The sequence below is a fragment of the Dyadobacter sp. CY323 genome (assembly GCF_021390245.1).
Classification (GTDB): domain Bacteria; phylum Bacteroidota; class Bacteroidia; order Cytophagales; family Spirosomataceae; genus Dyadobacter.
In genome coordinates, this window is the sequence record NZ_JAJUXH010000008.1 from 49,706 (window position 1) to 67,452 (window position 17,747).

Annotated in this window: 14 protein-coding genes; 8 read left to right on the plus strand and 6 right to left on the minus strand. The window is 45.3% G+C overall.

Features of this window, described 5'->3' with window-relative positions:
* Positions 1-7 precede the first annotated feature (7 nt).
* Positions 8-883, minus strand: coding sequence for a diacylglycerol kinase family protein (locus LZG72_RS14145; protein WP_233873306.1), 876 nt, complete (start codon positions 881-883; stop codon positions 8-10).
* 46 nt (positions 884-929) lie between these two features.
* Here LZG72_RS14145 and LZG72_RS14150 point away from each other — a divergent pair, with 46 nt between their 5' ends.
* The 7 genes from LZG72_RS14150 to LZG72_RS14180 all read left to right on the plus strand — a co-directional run bounded on the left by LZG72_RS14150 (position 930) and on the right by LZG72_RS14180 (position 11,373).
* On the plus strand, positions 930-1,961 hold the full coding sequence (locus LZG72_RS14150; RefSeq protein WP_233873308.1) for an App1 family protein: 1,032 nt from the start codon (positions 930-932) through the stop codon (positions 1,959-1,961).
* Positions 1,962-1,970: 9 nt separating this feature from the next.
* On the plus strand, positions 1,971-3,131 hold the full coding sequence (locus LZG72_RS14155; protein ID WP_233873310.1) for a PLP-dependent aspartate aminotransferase family protein: 1,161 nt from the start codon (positions 1,971-1,973) through the stop codon (positions 3,129-3,131).
* A 28-nt stretch (positions 3,132-3,159) separates the two neighbouring features.
* Positions 3,160-3,846 (plus strand): response regulator transcription factor, encoded by a 687-nt coding sequence (locus tag LZG72_RS14160; RefSeq protein ID WP_233873313.1) that lies wholly within the window; start codon positions 3,160-3,162, stop codon positions 3,844-3,846.
* A 9-nt stretch (positions 3,847-3,855) separates the two neighbouring features.
* Positions 3,856-5,223, plus strand: a complete 1,368-nt coding sequence (locus LZG72_RS14165; RefSeq protein WP_233873316.1) for a HAMP domain-containing sensor histidine kinase — start codon at positions 3,856-3,858, stop codon at positions 5,221-5,223.
* Between the two features lie 425 nt (positions 5,224-5,648).
* The gene (locus LZG72_RS14170) at positions 5,649-6,896 is read left to right on the plus strand and encodes a TolC family protein (RefSeq protein WP_233873319.1); all 1,248 of its coding nucleotides are present in this window, start codon (positions 5,649-5,651) and stop codon (positions 6,894-6,896) included.
* 7 nt (positions 6,897-6,903) lie between these two features.
* Positions 6,904-7,992, plus strand: a complete 1,089-nt coding sequence (locus LZG72_RS14175) for an efflux RND transporter periplasmic adaptor subunit (protein ID WP_233873322.1) — start codon at positions 6,904-6,906, stop codon at positions 7,990-7,992.
* Positions 7,993-8,256: 264 nt separating this feature from the next.
* Positions 8,257-11,373: an efflux RND transporter permease subunit gene (locus LZG72_RS14180; RefSeq protein ID WP_233873324.1), complete on the plus strand. Its 3,117-nt coding sequence runs from the start codon at positions 8,257-8,259 to the stop codon at positions 11,371-11,373.
* Positions 11,374-11,398: 25 nt separating this feature from the next.
* Here LZG72_RS14180 and LZG72_RS14185 read toward each other — a convergent pair whose 3' ends face one another.
* From LZG72_RS14185 to LZG72_RS14205, 5 genes are all read right to left on the minus strand, one after another.
* A complete protein-coding gene (locus LZG72_RS14185; RefSeq protein WP_233873327.1) occupies positions 11,399-12,829 on the minus strand; it encodes a hybrid sensor histidine kinase/response regulator in 1,431 nt (476 codons plus the stop codon).
* A gap of 24 nt (positions 12,830-12,853) precedes the next feature.
* Positions 12,854-14,308 carry a sigma-54 dependent transcriptional regulator gene (locus LZG72_RS14190; RefSeq protein ID WP_233873330.1) on the minus strand — a complete coding sequence of 485 codons (1,455 nt, stop codon included), beginning with the start codon at positions 14,306-14,308 and terminating at the stop codon, positions 12,854-12,856.
* Positions 14,309-14,328: 20 nt separating this feature from the next.
* Positions 14,329-15,774: an RNA polymerase factor sigma-54 gene (gene rpoN / locus LZG72_RS14195; protein WP_233873333.1), complete on the minus strand. Its 1,446-nt coding sequence runs from the start codon at positions 15,772-15,774 to the stop codon at positions 14,329-14,331.
* 542 nt (positions 15,775-16,316) lie between these two features.
* A complete protein-coding gene (locus tag LZG72_RS14200; RefSeq protein WP_233873336.1) occupies positions 16,317-16,625 on the minus strand; it encodes a hypothetical protein in 309 nt (102 codons plus the stop codon).
* A 59-nt stretch (positions 16,626-16,684) separates the two neighbouring features.
* Entirely contained in the window at positions 16,685-16,972 is a 288-nt protein-coding gene (locus LZG72_RS14205) for a YtxH domain-containing protein (protein ID WP_233873339.1), read from the minus strand.
* Between the two features lie 381 nt (positions 16,973-17,353).
* On the opposite strand from LZG72_RS14205, the gene LZG72_RS14210 reads away from it, so the two are divergent.
* On the plus strand, positions 17,354-17,725 hold the full coding sequence (locus LZG72_RS14210) for a response regulator (RefSeq protein WP_233873342.1): 372 nt from the start codon (positions 17,354-17,356) through the stop codon (positions 17,723-17,725).
* Positions 17,726-17,747 lie beyond the last annotated feature (22 nt).

The following is a 17,747-nucleotide window of genomic DNA, read 5'->3' on the forward strand; positions in this document are numbered from 1 at the left end:
GAAAGCCCTACACCACCGCCACTCTAATATAACTTTTCAAAATATGCGCTTCCAGGTGCTTTACCATTCCTTTGTACTCCCCGTCGATCTGGAAATGGGCTTCTTTATTAATGCATTCGATTTCTGCTTTTTCAACTGACAATACCTGCATAATCTCCGGATTGAAGTCGGTGTTGCCGGCGAGGATTTTTGCGGTTTCTATGAAGTCGAGTTTTTTGGCAATGACCAGCTCAAAAAAGCCATCGGACATATCGCCGGCGGGGTTAATGGTTACCCCGGTACCGTATTTCTGAGCGTTCGCAATGATCACGATCAATGCATCCATTTCCATTACTTTTTCTTCTGTCGTAATGCGGACGGTGAAATTTTCGTGCTCGCTCAGTGTTTTCAGCATCTCACGCGCATATCCCAGTTTCCCGCGCGTTTCGCTGTTTTCGTAGTTTTTTACCAACAATGCATTTAATCCTATATCACTCAAATGCAGGCTGATATCCCCATTAATAGATACCGCATCAATACATACCGAATTTTCTCCAAATGCAATTTCCAGGGCTTGATCCACAGAACCTGAAAGTCCAAAATCCACAGAAAGTCCGTTGGCTGAACCGGCCGGGATAATGCCTAACACTACATCCAATCCATACAATGCCTGCGCCACCAGTGAAATAGTGCCATCGCCACCAGCAACCAAAACCCGTTCCGGTTTTATAGCCTCCGCCATCTCCCGGATCGTCTCCAGATCGTGTTCGCCAGTGGTGGAATAAATACGGAGATCGTATCCCTCAGACCCTGATTTTTCAATAACCCGTTCAAAAATAACATCCTTCTCAACATCCCCCGATATGGGATTTACTACCAGCAAAACTTTTCGTTCTGGAAACATATTGTCTAAATTAGGGACTTCAAGTCTAAGGAGGTTAAAGATAGTTATGAAACGTTGTGACTTAAAATTGTATCGGGGTTATGCCAATAAAAAAGAACTTGTGGTATTCGGGCATGTGGTTAAAAAGTATCCTTCCGGCGACCGCAAATACACGCGCAGCGGTTTCAGGTACGCACGGACGATCATCGAACTCTTCTCGATAAAGACAATTCCCTTTCTGAATGTGACGTTACGGGTCGGTGATCTGGTAGCGCAGACCCAGGCGGAGGAAGATGGTTACTTCCGGTTTCAGGTACCATTTGAGCAGGAAATCCCCAGCGGCTGGCATACCTATGAAGTCAGCGTGGATGAAGAAGTGGATGGAAAAAAATACAAGGCGAGCAGTACCGAAGAGTTTTTTCTGCCATATAAAACATCTTACGGGCTGATTTCTGACATCGACGATACCTTCCTAATCTCACATAGCCGCCGGTCTTTCAAAAAACTATTTGTTCTTTTGTCTAAAAACGTGCAGGCCAGAAAGCCGTTTGACGACGTGGTGAGGCATTACAAACTGCTCTCGTTCGCGAGCCGGACGCATCCTCAGAAAGAGAATAACATCTTTTTTTACGTATCCAGCAGTGAATGGAATTTGTACGATATGATCGTCCGTTTCGCTGAATTAAATGGGTTACCAAAAGCGGTTCTGAAATTAAAAAAACTGAAATCCGGGCTTGACGACTTTGTTATGACAGGTTCCGGTTCCCATTTGCACAAGCTTCGCAAGATCCATAATATTATCAGTTTCTACCCCGAACTGCAGTTCATCCTTTTGGGAGATGATTCACAAAAAGACCCGGAAATCTATGAAGAAGCTTGCAGGACATTTCCTACAAACATCCGGGCGGTTTACATACGACAAACCAGAAAACGGGCCAGACCCTTGACGGCCACATTACTTAACAACATTCAGCAACTGGGCATCGATACCTGCTATTTTTCACATAGCAATAAAGCGATTGCGCATTCGCTCGAAAACGGCATTGTAATCGAAGTGCCGCTGGAAGTTATCTCACCCGAAAATTTACCGGAATCTTAATTCGTATAAATGGACATTTCGCATATTATCAATGAGCTCGGCGAAGACAGAAGTCTTTATTTTAATGCAGTAGCACCTCCCATTGTTCAGGCCAGTAATTTTGTTTTTGACTCTTTTGAAGATTTACGCAAAGCCTTTGAAGATGAAGATTCAGCCTATTTATATTCCCGGGGTAAAAATCCGACCATTGAAATACTAAGAAAAAAACTGGCTGCGCTCGACGGCGCCGAAGATGCCCTCGTTTTCAACAGCGGGGCATCGGCGATTTTTGCCTCGGTACTTGCGAATGTAAAAAGCGGAGACCACATTATCTCTGTTGACAAGCCGTACAGTTGGGCATGGCGCATGTTCGACCGGATGCTACCGCGCTTCGGGGTCACCACCACGTACATTGACGGTACAGATATCGGGAATTTCCGGAATGCATTGCGACCGGAAACGGCCATTATTTACATGGAATCACCTAATTCCAATACGTTTGAATTGCAGGACCTGCAAGCGGTGGCCAGCCTGGCGAAAGAGCGTGGGATTATTACGATCGTGGACAACAGCTATTCTTCACCATTACATCAGAAACCAATCTCGCTCGGCATTGATATGGTACTGCAGTCAGCTACCAAATACCTTGGCGGGCACAGCGACACGGTTGCTGGTGTGCTCACAGGGAAAAAAGATATGTTGAATAAAATTTTCAACGAACAACTGCTTAATAACGGTTCCATCATATCGCCATTTAATGCATGGCTGATCCTTAGAGGCCTGCGCACTCTCCCTGTGCGTCTTGAACACATTGGAAAAACGACGGAAAAAGTAATAGCCTTCCTGAAAAGTCATCCAAAAATAGAACGTGTGATCTTTCCTTTTGACAGTGATTTCCCCCAACTTGAACTGGCAAAAAAACAGATGACCGGTGCCTGCGGGTTATTTACCATTGTACTGAAAGCCGATTCGCACCATGCTATCGAACGATTTACGTATTCGCTGAAACACTTTTTGGTAGCCGTTTCCTGGGGTGGTCATGAGTCGCTGATTTTGCCCCAAGCCGCCGGATTAGCACCTGAGGATTTCGACCCGATAAATGAAAGACATCGAATGGCGCGCGTATACATCGGACTGGAAGATGCTGATTTTTTGATCAGAGATTTCGAGCAGGCACTTGCCGTTTTGTAGTTTTAGTAAAATAGCTGAATGAGTTTTTATGAAAAAAATCCTGATTGTTGAAGATGACCGCAGGATCGCGCAAAATATCTTTCGCGGGCTGGCTGCTGAAAGCTTTGAGGCAGAAATCGCGTATGATGGCATCACAGGCAAACAACTGGCACTCGACAAGAAATTTGACCTCGTTCTCCTGGACGTAAACCTTCCTGGATTAAAAGGGTATGACGTTTGTCAGCAAATCAGGATTTACAAGCCCAGCCTGCCGATTATTATGCTCACGGCTTATGGCGAAATTGAAGACAAAGTGGAGGGGCTAAACCGTGGAGCTAATGATTACATTGTAAAACCATTCGATTTTCGTGAACTGCATGCGCGGATTAATGCGCAACTGCGGCTGTCGGAAATCAATAATCCTGAGTCCGCAGACAAGATACTCCGCATTGCGGACCTGGAAATGAACCTGGGCACCAAACAGGTGAAACGCGGCGGCAACGCCATTGACCTCACAGCCAAAGAGTTTGCATTATTAGAATATTTCCTTTTGCACCGCGGACGCGTCGTTTCGAAAATGGATCTGGCGGAACATGTCTGGCATCTTAATTTCGACCCGGGAACGAATGTTGTTGAAGTGTATATCAATTACTTACGAAAAAAAGTGGATCGGGATTTCACCACAAAACTGATTCACACCCGTCCGGGAATGGGTTACATTATGAAAGAAGAATAGAAGATCATCATGAAAATTAAAAACCGGATCGCATTACAGTTTACGCTTTTGGTGGCAGCGATCCTGTTGTTATTTTCCGTTGCAATTTATAGTGTTTCCGACCATTATCGTCAGGAGGAATTCTATGATCGTCTTCAGGGCCGCGCGCGTACTACCTGCCGCCTGCTCGTAAAGGTAAAAGGTATCGACAAAGACCTGCTCAAAGCGATTGACCAAAATACACTTTCGGAAATGCTGGATGAAAAGGTACTGATATTTGATTCAGACAACGAACTCATCTATTCCAGCGTCGACGACAAGCTGCTTACATATCGCACTGCTTTATTAAATGAAGTGCGTCAGCTGGAATATATGGAGTTTCATCAGGGTGAAAACGAGGTGATTGGATTGCTGTATGAGGAAGGTGACGAGCCGCTCGTCGTGCTCGCATCTGCCTATGATACTTTCGGCCATAGCAAACTGAAAAATCTTCGGAGTACGCTTACCTGGGGATTGCTGACAGGAATCGGTGTCACGGTGGTGCTGGGGATCTATTTTGCCGGAAATGCATTGCGACCGATCAGCCGGATCAACGAACAGGTTTCGCTCATTACCGCTCACAACTTGTCCCAACAACTTGACGAAGGAAACCGGAAAGACGAAATTGCACAACTAGCCATTAACTTCAATACCGTACTTTATCGCCTCAACAAGGCATTTGAACAGCAAAAAAGTTTTGTTTCCCATGCCTCGCATGAATTGCGTACACCACTGGCTGCATTGAAGTCCGAAATTCAGCTTGGGCAGCGATTTACCACCAACAATCCGGACCTGGAAGAAGTATTTGACAACTTATTCTCAGATACCGAGCGCTTGATCAGCATTACCAATAACCTGCTGTTCCTGGCACGCTCCCTGGAAAACATCGGTGACCTGAAAATGGCACCCGTACACATCGAAGATCTTGCGTTTCTGGCAAAAGAAGAACTACTGGCCTCCCACCCGGACTACGTGGTAACAATCGGCTACGAAACGATCCCTGAAAACGAGAACGAAACAGTTATCAAAGGGAATGAGGAATTATTGAAAAGGGTTTTCTCAAACCTGCTCGACAATGCCTGCAAGTATTCATCAGATCATCAGGCGCAGATCATCATTTCGTCCAATGCCAAATCCTGCATTGTAAAAGTGAAAGACAAAGGCATTGGGATCAGCGAGGAGGACATTCCGCATATTTTCAATCCGTTTTTCAGGTCGTCAAACGCTTCGGATCTTCCCGGATTCGGCATCGGGCTCTCCATTTGCCAGCGGATCGTGGAACTGCACCACGGGGTGATTTCGGTTACGAGTGAGCTTGGCGTGGGTAGTGAGTTCCAGGTGCAGCTTGGTCATGTGTAGGAAGCGTTTTTTTCCCCTAAATCCCCTCAAGGGGACTTTTGCGTTTGCTATGTACGATCATGCTTTGACCAGTTTTGCCCCCGACCCCTAAAGGGGAGACTTACACATTTCCGCTTTCACTTTTCCATTTTTCACGCCAACACCAAGTCCCCATGAGGGGATTTAGGGAAAAAAACGCGAAACGCCGCCAGCCCCCCGCCCCTAAAGAGGAAACATTTCACATTTCACTTTTTCACTTCTCACATTTCACTTCTCACATTTCACTTCTCACATTTCACTTCTCACATTTCACTTCTCACAATCCCAAACACCCCCCATTCCAGCCAACTAAGACCCCTTTTCTGCATTCTAATTTTTTTCTAAGACTATTTTAAGGCTGTTGTAATACCAGCACCCGAATATCGCATCATTCTAACACAGAAAATATGCGAATCCATTTCTTCGGGCTTTTGATTTTGATATCGACCAGTCTACACGCACAAGACACACTCAGGCTCTCGATCCGGCAGGCGGACAGCCTTTTTCTTCAAAATAATCTCGAGATCCTCGCTGAAAAATATCAGATCGACATTGCCAAATCCATTGAAATCCAGGATAAGCTCTGGAATAATCCGACTTTCGGCGTGGAGATCAGCGCATACAATCCGTCCCGTGGTGCATTTGATGTTGGTAAAAATGGCCAGAAAGCATTCAGCATCCAGCAACTCATTACCCGAGCCGGCAAACGCAACAAACAAGTTGCATTGGACGTCGAATCGACGCGAAAAAGCGAATATCAATTTTATGACCTCATCCGGACATTAAAATTTGATCTGCGCCAGATCTTTTTTGAATCCTTTTATCTGGAAAAAACGGTTTCATTATACGATAATCAGATCGCCACGCTTAACACCACCGTGAATGCATTTGAAAAGGAATATGAACGGAAAAACATCTCTCTGAAAGAAGTCGTCCGGCTCAGGGCGTTGTTGTTTGAGCTGACAAACGAGCGGGCTGCCATACAATTTGAATTACAGGAAAATCAGCGTGATCTGCGTACGCTGCTGAATTCGGAACGCCCGATAAAATCCATTGTCGATAGTTCGGATATCCGACGCTATGAGCTTGCGAAGTATACCCCCACATTCCTGAAAGAGAAGGCACTTGAAAGCCGGGCTGATCTTAAAGTCGCTCAATCTTCGACCAAGCAGGCGGAATTGAACTACACCTTACAAAAAGCCCTGGCCAAACCCGATATCCAGGTCGGCGCTACTTATGATCAGGCAAGTAACTATGTCAATAACTATTTTGGATTGTCAGCTGCGATATCTCTGCCCTTTTTTAACCGGAACCAGGGAAATATCCGCGCGGCAAAAAGCAACATCAGCTATTTCAAAACATCGGAACTGGCTAAACAAAATAGTGTGAACAATGAAGTAGACGCGGCCATTCAAAAAGTGGGCATTGCTGAAAAAGCCTACCAAAGTGTTGAAAGCCAATTCACAAACCAGTTCCAGTTGCTCAGTACCGGCATGTACGACAACTTCCAGAAAAGAAATATAACCCTCCTCGAATTCATCGATTTTATTGAAACCTACAATGAAAGTACCAAAGAATATAACCGCTTGCAGGCCGACCGGATCAAGGTATACGAGGAGCTCAACTATGTGGTTGGTGAAGAGCTTTTTAACTAAATTCAAAATGAAAAATTCACTTTATGCTGTTTTGTTGGCCTCTTTTGTGATCTGGCTGACGTCCTGCGAAGGAAAAAAAGAAGATCCCGAAGAATCAAAGGCATTTATGTTGTCCGACACGATGATGAGCCGGATCAAAATCGATACGGTGCGAACGGAACAGGTCCGAAATGAGCTTACCCTCGTCGGGAAGATCGTTCCGGATGAAAATCAGGTGATCAAAGTATATCCGCTGGTAGGTGGCAATGTGGAAGAAGTGGATGTGGAACTGGGTGATAACGTCCGGAAAGGTCAAAAGCTGGCAACAATCCGGTCCGGCGAAGTTGCTGATTTTGAACGGCAGATGATCCAGGCGCAGTCTGATTTGCTCGTTGCACAAAAGAATTTATCCTCGACAGAAGATCTTTTCGAAAGTAAGCTGGTACCCGAGCGGGATGTGATCTCGGCAAGACAAATGGTCGACAAAGCGCAGGCGGAACTGAGCCGGGTGAAAGAGATATTCTCGATTTATGGGTTGGGAAAATCAACAAACTATGTGGTTAAGTCGCCGATCAACGGTTTTATCATCGACAAAAATGTAAACCGCGGCATGCAGCTGCGCTCCGACAATTCCGAAAGCCTTTTCACTGTGGGACAAATCGCGGATGTGTGGGTAATGGCGAATGTGAACGAGAGCGATATCCCCAGAATCCAGCTTGGAATGCCTGCGGAAGTCCGGACGATCAGCTTTTCCGACGAAGTTTTTAAAGGTAAGGTAGACAAGATATACAATGTACTGGATCCGGACACGAAGGCGATGAAAATTCGCATTCAGCTTCAAAATATCGGTTTTAAGCTAAAACCGGAAATGCACGCGACGGTCAGTCTGAATTTTGAAGAAGGAAATCAAATGCAGGCAATTCCTTCTCAGGCGATCATTTTTGATAAAAGTAAGAACTGGGTAATGGTCTACCACAACCGCGGAAAAATTGAAACCCGGCCCGTCGCCGTGTACCGCTCCCTCGCAAACCGTGCCTACATCAGCGAAGGCCTGAAACCCGGCGAAACCGTAATCTCAAAAAACCAACTTTTAGTGTATGATGCGTTGAATGATTAGTTTTTTTAGATGTGAGATGTGAGAGGTGAGAGGTGAGAGGTGAGAGGTGAGATGTGAAATGTGAAATGTACGTTTTTGCTTTTACATGTTAAATATCAACAACTTATAAAAAAACTAAATACCAAATTCACCCACTCATCCCCATCTCACTTTTCACTTTTCACATCTCACATCTCACTTTTCACTTTTCACATCTTACATTTCACTTTTCACTTTTCACATCTCACATTTCCCATTTCACCCATTCCCATCCAACATTGAAAAATGAATAAATTCATTCGTGGAATCGTGGGGTTTTCTTTGAAAAACCGGTTCTTCATATTTTTTATGACAGGTCTGCTGATCGTGGCCGGCGTTGTCAGTTACCGGGACACACCGCTGGAAGCATTTCCGGACGTGACCAATACGCAGATCATCATCGTCACTCAATGGAATGGCCGGAGCGCGGAGGAGATCGAACGGTTTGTGACCGTGCCGATTGAAGTAGCGATGAATTCCGTCCAACAAAAATCCAATGTGCGGAGTACCACCATGTTCGGTCTGAGCATTATCAAGATCATTTTTGATGACGGTGTGGAAGACTTTTTCGCCCGACAACAGGTTAATAATCAACTCCGTAACATCTCATTGCCCGATGGCGTGGAGCCGGACGTTCAGCCACCATACGGCCCTACCGGTGAAATATTCAGATATACATTAAAAAGCGAGGACCGCGATAGCCGCGACCTGCTCACATTGCAGAGCTGGGTGATCGACCGCCAGCTTCGGAGCATACCGGGAGTGGCCGATGTAGTGGCTTTCGGGGGTAGGGAGAAGATTTACGAAGTGCAGGTAAACCCTACCAAGCTTGCCAAATACAACATTACGCCGCTGGAAGTATACCAGGCTGTAACCAAAAGCAATATCAATGTCGGCGGCGATGTGATCGAGAAAAACGGCCAGGCTTACGTGGTGAGGGGGATTGGTCTTTTAAACTCCATTCCGGACATTCAAAATATCATTGTAGAGTTTGTAAAGGATAATCCGGTTCTGGTGCGGGACGTGGCCGATGTTAAAGAGTCGGATATGCCGCGGGTCGGGCAGGTAGGGCTGGATGAAAATGACGACGTCGTCGAGGGGATTGTGGTGCAGCGGAAAGGTGAAAATCCGAGTGAAGTACTTGCACGTATAAAGGAGAAGGTTCAGGAATTAAACACGAAAATCTTGCCACCCGATGTGAAGATGGTGACATTTTACGACCGTGATAATCTGATCGAATTCTGCGCTCATACCGTAAAACACAACCTCATCGAAGGCATTGTACTGGTGACCGTCATCGTGTTTGTGTTCATGGCTGACTGGCGCACGACCGTGATCGTTTCCATTATCATTCCCCTGGCCCTGCTTTTCGCATTTATGTGTTTAAAGTTAAAAGGCATGTCCGCGAATTTATTGTCGATGGGGGCGATTGACTTCGGGATTATCATAGATGGAGCCGTGGTGATGGTCGAAGGAATTTTCGTCGCGCTGGATCATTTGGCACATCGGAATGGAATGGATCGATATAATAAGCTCTCGAAGCTGGGACTTATCAAGAAAACCGGCGGAGAACTTGGAAAGGCTATTTTCTTTTCCAAACTCATTATTATCACTGCATTAATACCCATTTTCAGCTTCCAGAAAGTGGAGGGAAAAATGTTTACCCCACTGGCTTATACGTTGGGTTTTGCATTGCTTGGTGCCCTGCTTTATACGCTAACGCTCGTTCCGGTACTCTGTTCGATCCTGTTGAAAAAGAACGTGCGGGAAAAAAGTAATCCGATTGTCCGGTTCTTTGACCGTGCGGTTTCTGGCGGATTTGAATGGTGTTATGCGCGCAAAAAGCTCAGTATCTTCCTCGCAACCGCATTTCTTTTAGTCAGTTTGTTTTCGGCCAAATTTTTGGGGACTGAATTTTTACCTACACTAAATGAAGGCGCATTGTGGGTGGAAGCGAAAATGCCGATGAGCAGTTCATTGAACGAAACCATCAAAATGGTAACCATACTTCGATCCAAACTGAATGAGTTTCCGGAAGTAAATGGCGTACTCTCCCAAACAGGCCGCTCCAACGATGGTACCGATCCATCGGGTTTCTATTACGTTCAAATGCAGGTGAATTTAAAACCAAAAGATGAATGGAAACGGAAAATCACCCAGGATCAGCTGATCGAGGAAATGGATACCAAACTGAAACAATTTCAGGGGATCAATTACAATTATTCGCAGCCTATCATCGATAATGTGGCCGAAGCCGTGGCAGGTATGAATGCGAGTAATGCGGTAAAAATCTACGGCGACGACCTAGAAACGCTGAATACCAAGGCCAATGAAGTATTGGAGGCGATCAAAGATGTACCCGGGATCAAAGACGTAGGTATTTTACGGAATATCGGTCAGCCGGAAATAAGCGTCATGCTCCACGATCATCAAATGGCACAATACGGAGTCAGTATCGCAGATGCACAGGCCGTGATTGAAATGGCGATTGGCGGAAAAACAGCATCCATTCTATACGAAGGTGAACGTAAGTTTGACATCCGGCTTCGCTACGAGCAGCAGTACCGCAGCACGGTCGAGAACATACAGCAACTGATGGTACCGACACTCACCGGAGGTAAAATACCATTAAAGGAAATATCATCGATCAAGACCGTCACCGGGCCTGCATTCGTTTACCGCGACAATAATAAACGGTTTATCGGGGTCAAATTCTCGGTTCGCGAACGCGATTTGGGAAGTACGATTGCCGATGCGCAAAACCGCGTAAAACCGCTTTTAAAAACACTTCCAAAAGGATATTCGGTAAACTGGTCGGGAGAATTTGAAAATCAGGTGAGAGCTACCGCACGATTAGGTCAAGTGGTTCCCATTAGCTTAATCGGCATTTTCATCTTGCTTTTCATCATGTTCAGCAATGCGAAAGACGCCGGGCTGGTGCTCATCAATGTGCCCTTTGCATTGATCGGCGGGATACTTGCCTTGCACGTCACACACATGAATTTCGGAATATCCGCGGGTGTTGGGTTTATCGCATTGTTTGGGTTATGCGTGCAAAATGGAGTGATCCTGATTTCGGTATTTAATAAAAACCTCGCAGCCCGGATGTCGTTGGATGAGGCCATCAGGGAAGGTGTGAAATCCAGGATACGGCCGGTGATCATGACTGCATTAATGGCCGCGATCGGGTTATTGCCAGCGGCTACCTCGACAGGTATAGGATCGGAAACTCAAAAGCCTTTGGCGATTGTCGTGATCGGCGGGCTTATTACGGCCACCGTTTTGACATTACTCGTTTTTCCGATCATATATGCATTTTCCAATCGCAAAATCGGAACTTCCCGTGTCGAAAGTCTTGAATAAGTTCAGATTTTCAGGAAAGTCCGGCTTATTTAGTAACCTGAAAACTGATCGTAAACGTGGTTCCAACCCCCACTTCCGATTGTACGTCGATCCGGCCGTGGTGCGCGTGGATGATGCTCATGGTGGTGGAAAGTCCAATACCCATTCCATTGTTTTTACCAGTGAAATAAGGTTCGAAAATCCGGTCCATATGTTCTTCGCTGATGCCCGAGCCATTGTCCGAGAAAATAACCAGAATCGCATCTCCCTGGTTTTTGGTGGTAATACGAAGAATGCCCCGGTCCTCCTCCATCGCCTCGATCGCATTTGTGATCAGGTTAAGAAAGGCCATTTGTAAAGAAACCGAGTCGAGGGGGAGTACCAACTCCTCTTCGGCAAACTGACTCACGATCTGAATGCGTTTGAGTTGTACCCGGTCCAGCGCAGCGCCGATCGACTCGCGGAGTACCAAATGCACCGAATTATCGACCAACTCAATGTCTGCCGAGGTAGAAGGCTGCAGTAACTGCGTGATCAGATCGTTGATTCGGGTACAGTTACGCTTGATGATTTGTGTATAAAACTTCTGATCCTCATCGACCAGCTCCATTTCAAGCTGTTCGGCGGAGAGATTCACATTAGTCAGAGGATTGCGAACTTCATGGGCCAGCATTCGTACCAAACGGTCGGTAACGGCCATTTTTTCAGAAAATAACCGCTCTCTTTCGGATTGCTTTCTGGCGGTCATATCGTGTAATCGTCCCTGTATATACGGATGATTGTCGTCGAACTCAACGGTGGCCGAAAACAAGCAGTATTTTTTGTCCGAATCACGTGTCTGCAGCTTCACCTCATGGTCGTGAATCGAATGCTCCTCAATGTTGTTCCACAAAACCGTGAACTGGGGGTCTTCAATCAGGTCGAGGATGTTTCGGGAACGTAGCTCATCCTCGGCATACCCGGTAAGCACACTTCCGGACGCATTCAAATCAATGATGTTACCAGAAAGATCACTAATGAAAAGAAAGTCATTTGATTCCTCGAAAACCCGGCGGTACCGTCGCTCACTGTGTTTTAATGCCTTCAACACCGAGGTTCTTTCCAAGGCATAACGAATGCTTCTTTCCAGCTTTTCAGCGTCCAGCTCGCTTTTGATCAGGTAATCCGTAGCGCCCAAACGCAGCGCTTCCACCGCGATTTTGGTATCTCCCTTTCCTGTGAGAAGTATTATCGGCTCTTCATATTCGAACTGACTTGTCAGCTCAATCAGATCAATGCCGGTATTGCCACCAAGCAGGTAGTCAAAAAGATAGAGGTCGTATTTGTTGCTTCTGATTTTTTCTTCCGCATCCCTGAATGTCGCGCACCAGGTAACATCAAACTTCCAGTTGATCAGATCCTGAAAATATTCTCTCGTCAAGAAGTAATCATCCTCATCGTCATCGACAAGAAGCACTTTGATAATTCTGTTATTCATCCCAAATCGGCCATATCACCCCAACTAAATATCAAACTGCTTCATTTTATTATACAACGTCTTTCGATCGATGTTTAATAAACGGGCGGCCTTGCTTTTATTAAAATTCACATCGCGCAGCACCTGCATAATCATATCGTATTCCGCCTCGTTGGCAACGGTCTTCAGGCTGGGTTTGGAATCGTCGCCATCCGTTGTGTCGGTGACGTTGGAGCTCACCGAACTCTGCGTAACTGGTTCTTCATCAAGATCTTTCAGTTTCCGGTAATTCACGATCTCAAATGGAAGTGCTTTTTCTTCGATTAAATCACCATCTGAAAGAAGCGTCGCACGTTTGATCACGTTTTTCAATTCCCTGAGATTTCCCGGCCAGGAATAGTTGAGGAAGTCACTTTTAACTTCATCAGAAAATCCGCTCACATTCTTGCCGAGCTCGGCATTAGTCGTGTCCAGAAACGTGTTTGCAAAGAGCATCAGGTCGTCTTTCCGGTTTCTGAGTGCAGGGACTTCGATTGTAAATTCATTAAAACGGTAATACAAATCCTCCCTAAACTTGCCATTCTTAGCTGATTCAAGAAGTCGCTCGTTACTGGCTACGATAATCCGTACATCCAGATCAATTTCTTTTGACCCACCGATCCGGCGCATTTTACGCTCCTGCACAACCCGCAACAAAGCCACCTGTATTTCATAAGAAAGGTTGGAAACCTCATCCAGAAACAGTGTACCTCCATTCGCCATCTCAAAATGGCCGATCTTAGTTTGTAAAGCACCTGTAAATGATCCTTTTTCGTGCCCGAATAACTCGCTACCAGCCAGTTCCTTTGAAATCGCGCCGCAGTCCATTGCCACAAAAGGCATGTCTTTTCTCCGTGATCGGTTGTGGATCTCCTGTGCGATCGCCTCTTTACCTGATCCGCTTTCGCCATAGATGATCACACTAAAATTCGTCGGCGCCACCAGGTCCACCTGTCTGAACAGATTATCTGAAATCTCGCTCTGGCCCATTACATAGCCTGCTTTTGTTCTCAGGCTACTTTTACGACTAGGCTTAGGGTTTTCGGAAGTTTGCCCGCCAACCGGAGTGCTGTACTCCATTTCATCATTTCCGGCAGCCTCTGCATCCGCAATGGCCTTTTTAACGGTCACTAAAATCTCGTCCGGGAAAAGTGGCTTGGTGATGTAATCGTACGCACCGAGCTTCATTACACTCACAGCGACTTTAATGTCTGAATAGCCTGTGATAATCAATACCGGCACATTTGGCCTTTTGGCTTTGATGGCGGTAAGAAGTTCGGTACCCGTAATATCCCCTAAACGGAAGTCTGTCATAACCAGGTCCGGTGAGATCGAATCGATCAACGCCAGTCCATCTTTACCGTTTTGGGCCGTTTCAACTATAAAATCATTCTTAGATAAAAATCTCTTCAACAGGAAGCAGATATCTGCCTCATCATCAACAACAACAATTTTTTTCATGCAGGTCGTAGGGCTTAATTTTAAATGGTAACTCTCAATCTTGCAGTCGGGATATTCAGTTGTTCCCGGTATTTTGCGACCGTACGTCTGGCAACAGAATAGCCTTTTTCAGAAAGCATATCTGTGATCTGCTGGTCATTATATGGATGTCTTTTATCTTCCTCCCCAACAATCTCCCGGATTGCTTCCTGGATCTCGCGGTTAGAAACTTCGGTACCATCCTCATTCGTTACTCCTTCTGTAAACAAATCTTTCAGCAATACAATCCCGAATGGGGTTTGAACATATTTATTCGTCGTCACCCGTGAAACCGTAGAAATGTCCATGTCGATGATCTCCGCCACATCTTTGAGGATCATCGGGCGCAATTTTTTGATATCGCCAGTCTGAAAGTAATCGTATTGAAGTCTTACAATCGCTTTTAATGTACTCAGCATGGTGTTTTCCCGTTGCTTGATCGCATCGATAAACCACTTGGCCGAGTTCATTTTATTTTTCAGGAACTGATTGGTTGCCTTATCATTTTTCTGTTCGGCCATTTGGGTAAAAAGCTTGTTCAGCTTTAATGCAGGGCTGTTTCCCCAGGTTAGCTGCACTTCGATCTCACCATCCTCGGCATACCACAGCATGAAGTCGGGTTTGATGCTTTCATTTACGATCGAATCGTTTCGCAGCCCGGAAGCAGGTTTCGGATTCAGCGCAGTGATGAGCGCAATGGCTTTTTTCAAAGACTCTTCGTCCAGCCCGGTAATGCGCATGATCTTGTCATAATTCCGGGAACCCAGTTCGTCGAAGGCGTCGCTAACGATCCGGTACGCCCATTTCCAGGTTTCATTGTGCGTCTCCATCCGGTTAAGCTGGATCAGCAGGCATTCTTTCAAATCTTTTGCTGCGATTCCGGCAGGATCGAGCTGCTGGATAATTTTCAGCATCGCATTCACCTCGTCCGTATCGATGAACATGCTGTTTGCAAACGAGATATCATCCGCAATCACTTCACTTTCCCGCCTCAGAAATCCGTCTTCATCAAGAGAATCAAGAATAAAATCGGCGACAAGTTGCTGCCTTTCATTAAGTCTCAGAAAATGAACCTGTTGTTTCAATTCATCCCGGAATGAGATCGTTTCGACCATCGGCCGGGTATAAAGTTCATTGTCTGCCGATTGATTATTTGCGTATGTCTTATAGTCCGGAATATCGTCGTCTCTGAACTCGTCCCAATCGTAATAATCCTGGACCGAGCTATCTTCACCGGCATTTTTGGGATCATCCGGATCCTGGAACTCATCGGTACTGTCTTCGGATGCATTCTCCTCTTTCCCTTCTTCTAATATGGGGTTTTCTTCTAATTCTTCTTTGATTCTCTGCTCAAGCTCCATCGTTGTCAAATGCAGAAGATTGAGCATCTGGATCTGCAGAGGAGAGTATTTAAGGGTCTGTCTTTGCGTCTGCGTTTGTCTTTGCATATAGCAACCTGGGTAAATTTGTAATTGTCTTAATGCTTTAAATTTACGATTCTTTATCCAATCTATCTTAAATGCCCGACCAGGTTCATGTAAGATTGCGTAGTTATTTCCACAGACTGAGTACAATAAGTCAGAATGTAGAGCGAATCCACATTTACACTGGATTGTAAGCGTTTCCGGCTGCATTTTCCCGAAGCACGGTTCATGGAATACGCACTGAACAAATACGGGGCGAATCGCACATCATCTGTTCACGTGCAGCACACGGAACGTGCTACATGTACCTGATAATCAGAATAATCTTCGCCAGACTTCTCTTAAAGATTCCTGCTGGCCGCTGTTTTAACTGCATGTTTCAAAAGATAAATGAACGCATTTTCGTGAAAATCGTCTCTGCAAATCAGTCCGGATTTACGGAGACAAAGAATTACTAAACAAAACCCTTGCCTATGAACGCATCGCCGGGAATGAGCAAACAACAAAAAACCCTTCTGTCAGGAAGGGTTTTTTGTAAGAATGTAAAATAAGAATGTAAAATATGATCACGAAGCGAGCCCAGGTTTCTCGTCGGTAACTTTCTTTACCCAGCGTAAGCCCTTTAACAACACTTCCCGGCCTTCTTCCACTCCATATTTCATAATCACTTTCTCGACTATAACGGGAGCGATCAAATTCAGAGGTGCCGGAAGACCTTTTAAAAGCGTCTTTGATAACATATTCCTGACGCCGCTCGCTATTTCGGATCCTGATTTCTCAGTACTACCTGCGAATATATCCTTGACGTAGTTCATCGGACTGCTTGTCGCTGACTTTGGCCCAGCCTTATGCGAAATATATGTTGCGCTATCCATGTGATGTGTATTAAAAAATCCGGTCATCACTTAATGAGTGCAATGACCGGATCTGAATGTTATTGATATTTATTAACTTCTTCACGAGCGGCATCGGTATACTCGGCAGCTTTGTTGGAAGCCTCATCCGCATATCTCTTACCTTCGTCTTTCAAATCTTCTACGGCACCTTCTGCTTTCGACTTGCTTTTTTCAAGCGCGTCGATCAGATCGGTTGCAAGACTGTTTGTTCTTTTCTTGATTTTCTTTCTGGTTTCATTACCATCTTCCGGCGCAAACAATAATCCGATAACTGCACCGGCGATCGCCGCCGTTATAATCCCCAAAAACACTTTATTATTTGACATATCTAAATGATTAATGTGAATAATTGCTTGTATAATGGAGTATCTCAAAAAATCCTGTACCAACCATTCGCACTCATGTCCATTACATGCCAAACTGTTGAATACCAGAACGCTAGGCAATACCATATCCGGCTTCCCATAGTTCGGGAACTCATCAGCCTGTAAATTTTAATTCCTAAACAGCGTAAAACAGGGACATCGGTTCTACACTGTCAGTATGAGTGGGCCAAGAGCTTTGAGCAACTTTTTCCTGCACAGACCGTCTGAGAAGCAGAATGGCAGGGTTATTGCTTTTGATACCTCGGATTCAAGTCTTAGAAAAGGAAAAGAATGAGAAACACCTCCGCAACCACGCAAAAATTCTATTTCTAACACAGCGCTATGAAAATTGTAATTATTGAGGATGAGCAGGATTTGGGAGTGTTGTTACGCAATTTTCTAGTCAGACAGTTAAACATTAAAACACCGGAAGCATCTGTAAAAGTCGCCGCCTCTCTCTCGGAGGGTTTACTATGTATTCGGGAAATGAGCCCCGACTGGATATTTATTGATAACAATCTGCCTGACGGTAAAGGGATTGATGAAATTCAAACCATTAAGAATGCGGGCCACGAGCGAAGCATGAAAGTGGTGATGATGAGCGCAATGACCAATCTCAAAGAAGAGGCACTGAAACTCGGTGCCGATTATTTTCTTGACAAACCAATCAGCTTCGTAGAAGTCAAGCATATTATTGCCGCGAATAAACGGTGACGTTTATGCCAAAAACAGTGTT

Coding starts and splice junctions, on each gene's coding strand:
- LZG72_RS14190 (WP_233873330.1), bottom strand. CDS start 14,308: ATGAAAAAAATTGTTGTTGTTGATGATGAGGCAGATATCTGCTTCCTG.
- LZG72_RS14180 (WP_233873324.1), top strand. CDS start 8,257: ATGAATAAATTCATTCGTGGAATCGTGGGGTTTTCTTTGAAAAACCGG.
- LZG72_RS14185 (WP_233873327.1), bottom strand. CDS start 12,829: ATGAATAACAGAATTATCAAAGTGCTTCTTGTCGATGACGATGAGGAT.
- LZG72_RS14150 (WP_233873308.1), top strand. CDS start 930: ATGAAACGTTGTGACTTAAAATTGTATCGGGGTTATGCCAATAAAAAA.
- LZG72_RS14205 (WP_233873339.1), bottom strand. CDS start 16,972: ATGTCAAATAATAAAGTGTTTTTGGGGATTATAACGGCGGCGATCGCC.
- LZG72_RS14145 (WP_233873306.1), bottom strand. CDS start 883: ATGTTTCCAGAACGAAAAGTTTTGCTGGTAGTAAATCCCATATCGGGG.
- LZG72_RS14200 (WP_233873336.1), bottom strand. CDS start 16,625: ATGGATAGCGCAACATATATTTCGCATAAGGCTGGGCCAAAGTCAGCG.
- LZG72_RS14160 (WP_233873313.1), top strand. CDS start 3,160: ATGAAAAAAATCCTGATTGTTGAAGATGACCGCAGGATCGCGCAAAAT.
- LZG72_RS14155 (WP_233873310.1), top strand. CDS start 1,971: ATGGACATTTCGCATATTATCAATGAGCTCGGCGAAGACAGAAGTCTT.
- LZG72_RS14175 (WP_233873322.1), top strand. CDS start 6,904: ATGAAAAATTCACTTTATGCTGTTTTGTTGGCCTCTTTTGTGATCTGG.
- LZG72_RS14210 (WP_233873342.1), top strand. CDS start 17,354: ATGAAAATTGTAATTATTGAGGATGAGCAGGATTTGGGAGTGTTGTTA.
- LZG72_RS14165 (WP_233873316.1), top strand. CDS start 3,856: ATGAAAATTAAAAACCGGATCGCATTACAGTTTACGCTTTTGGTGGCA.
- LZG72_RS14170 (WP_233873319.1), top strand. CDS start 5,649: ATGCGAATCCATTTCTTCGGGCTTTTGATTTTGATATCGACCAGTCTA.
- rpoN (WP_233873333.1), bottom strand. CDS start 15,774: ATGCAAAGACAAACGCAGACGCAAAGACAGACCCTTAAATACTCTCCT.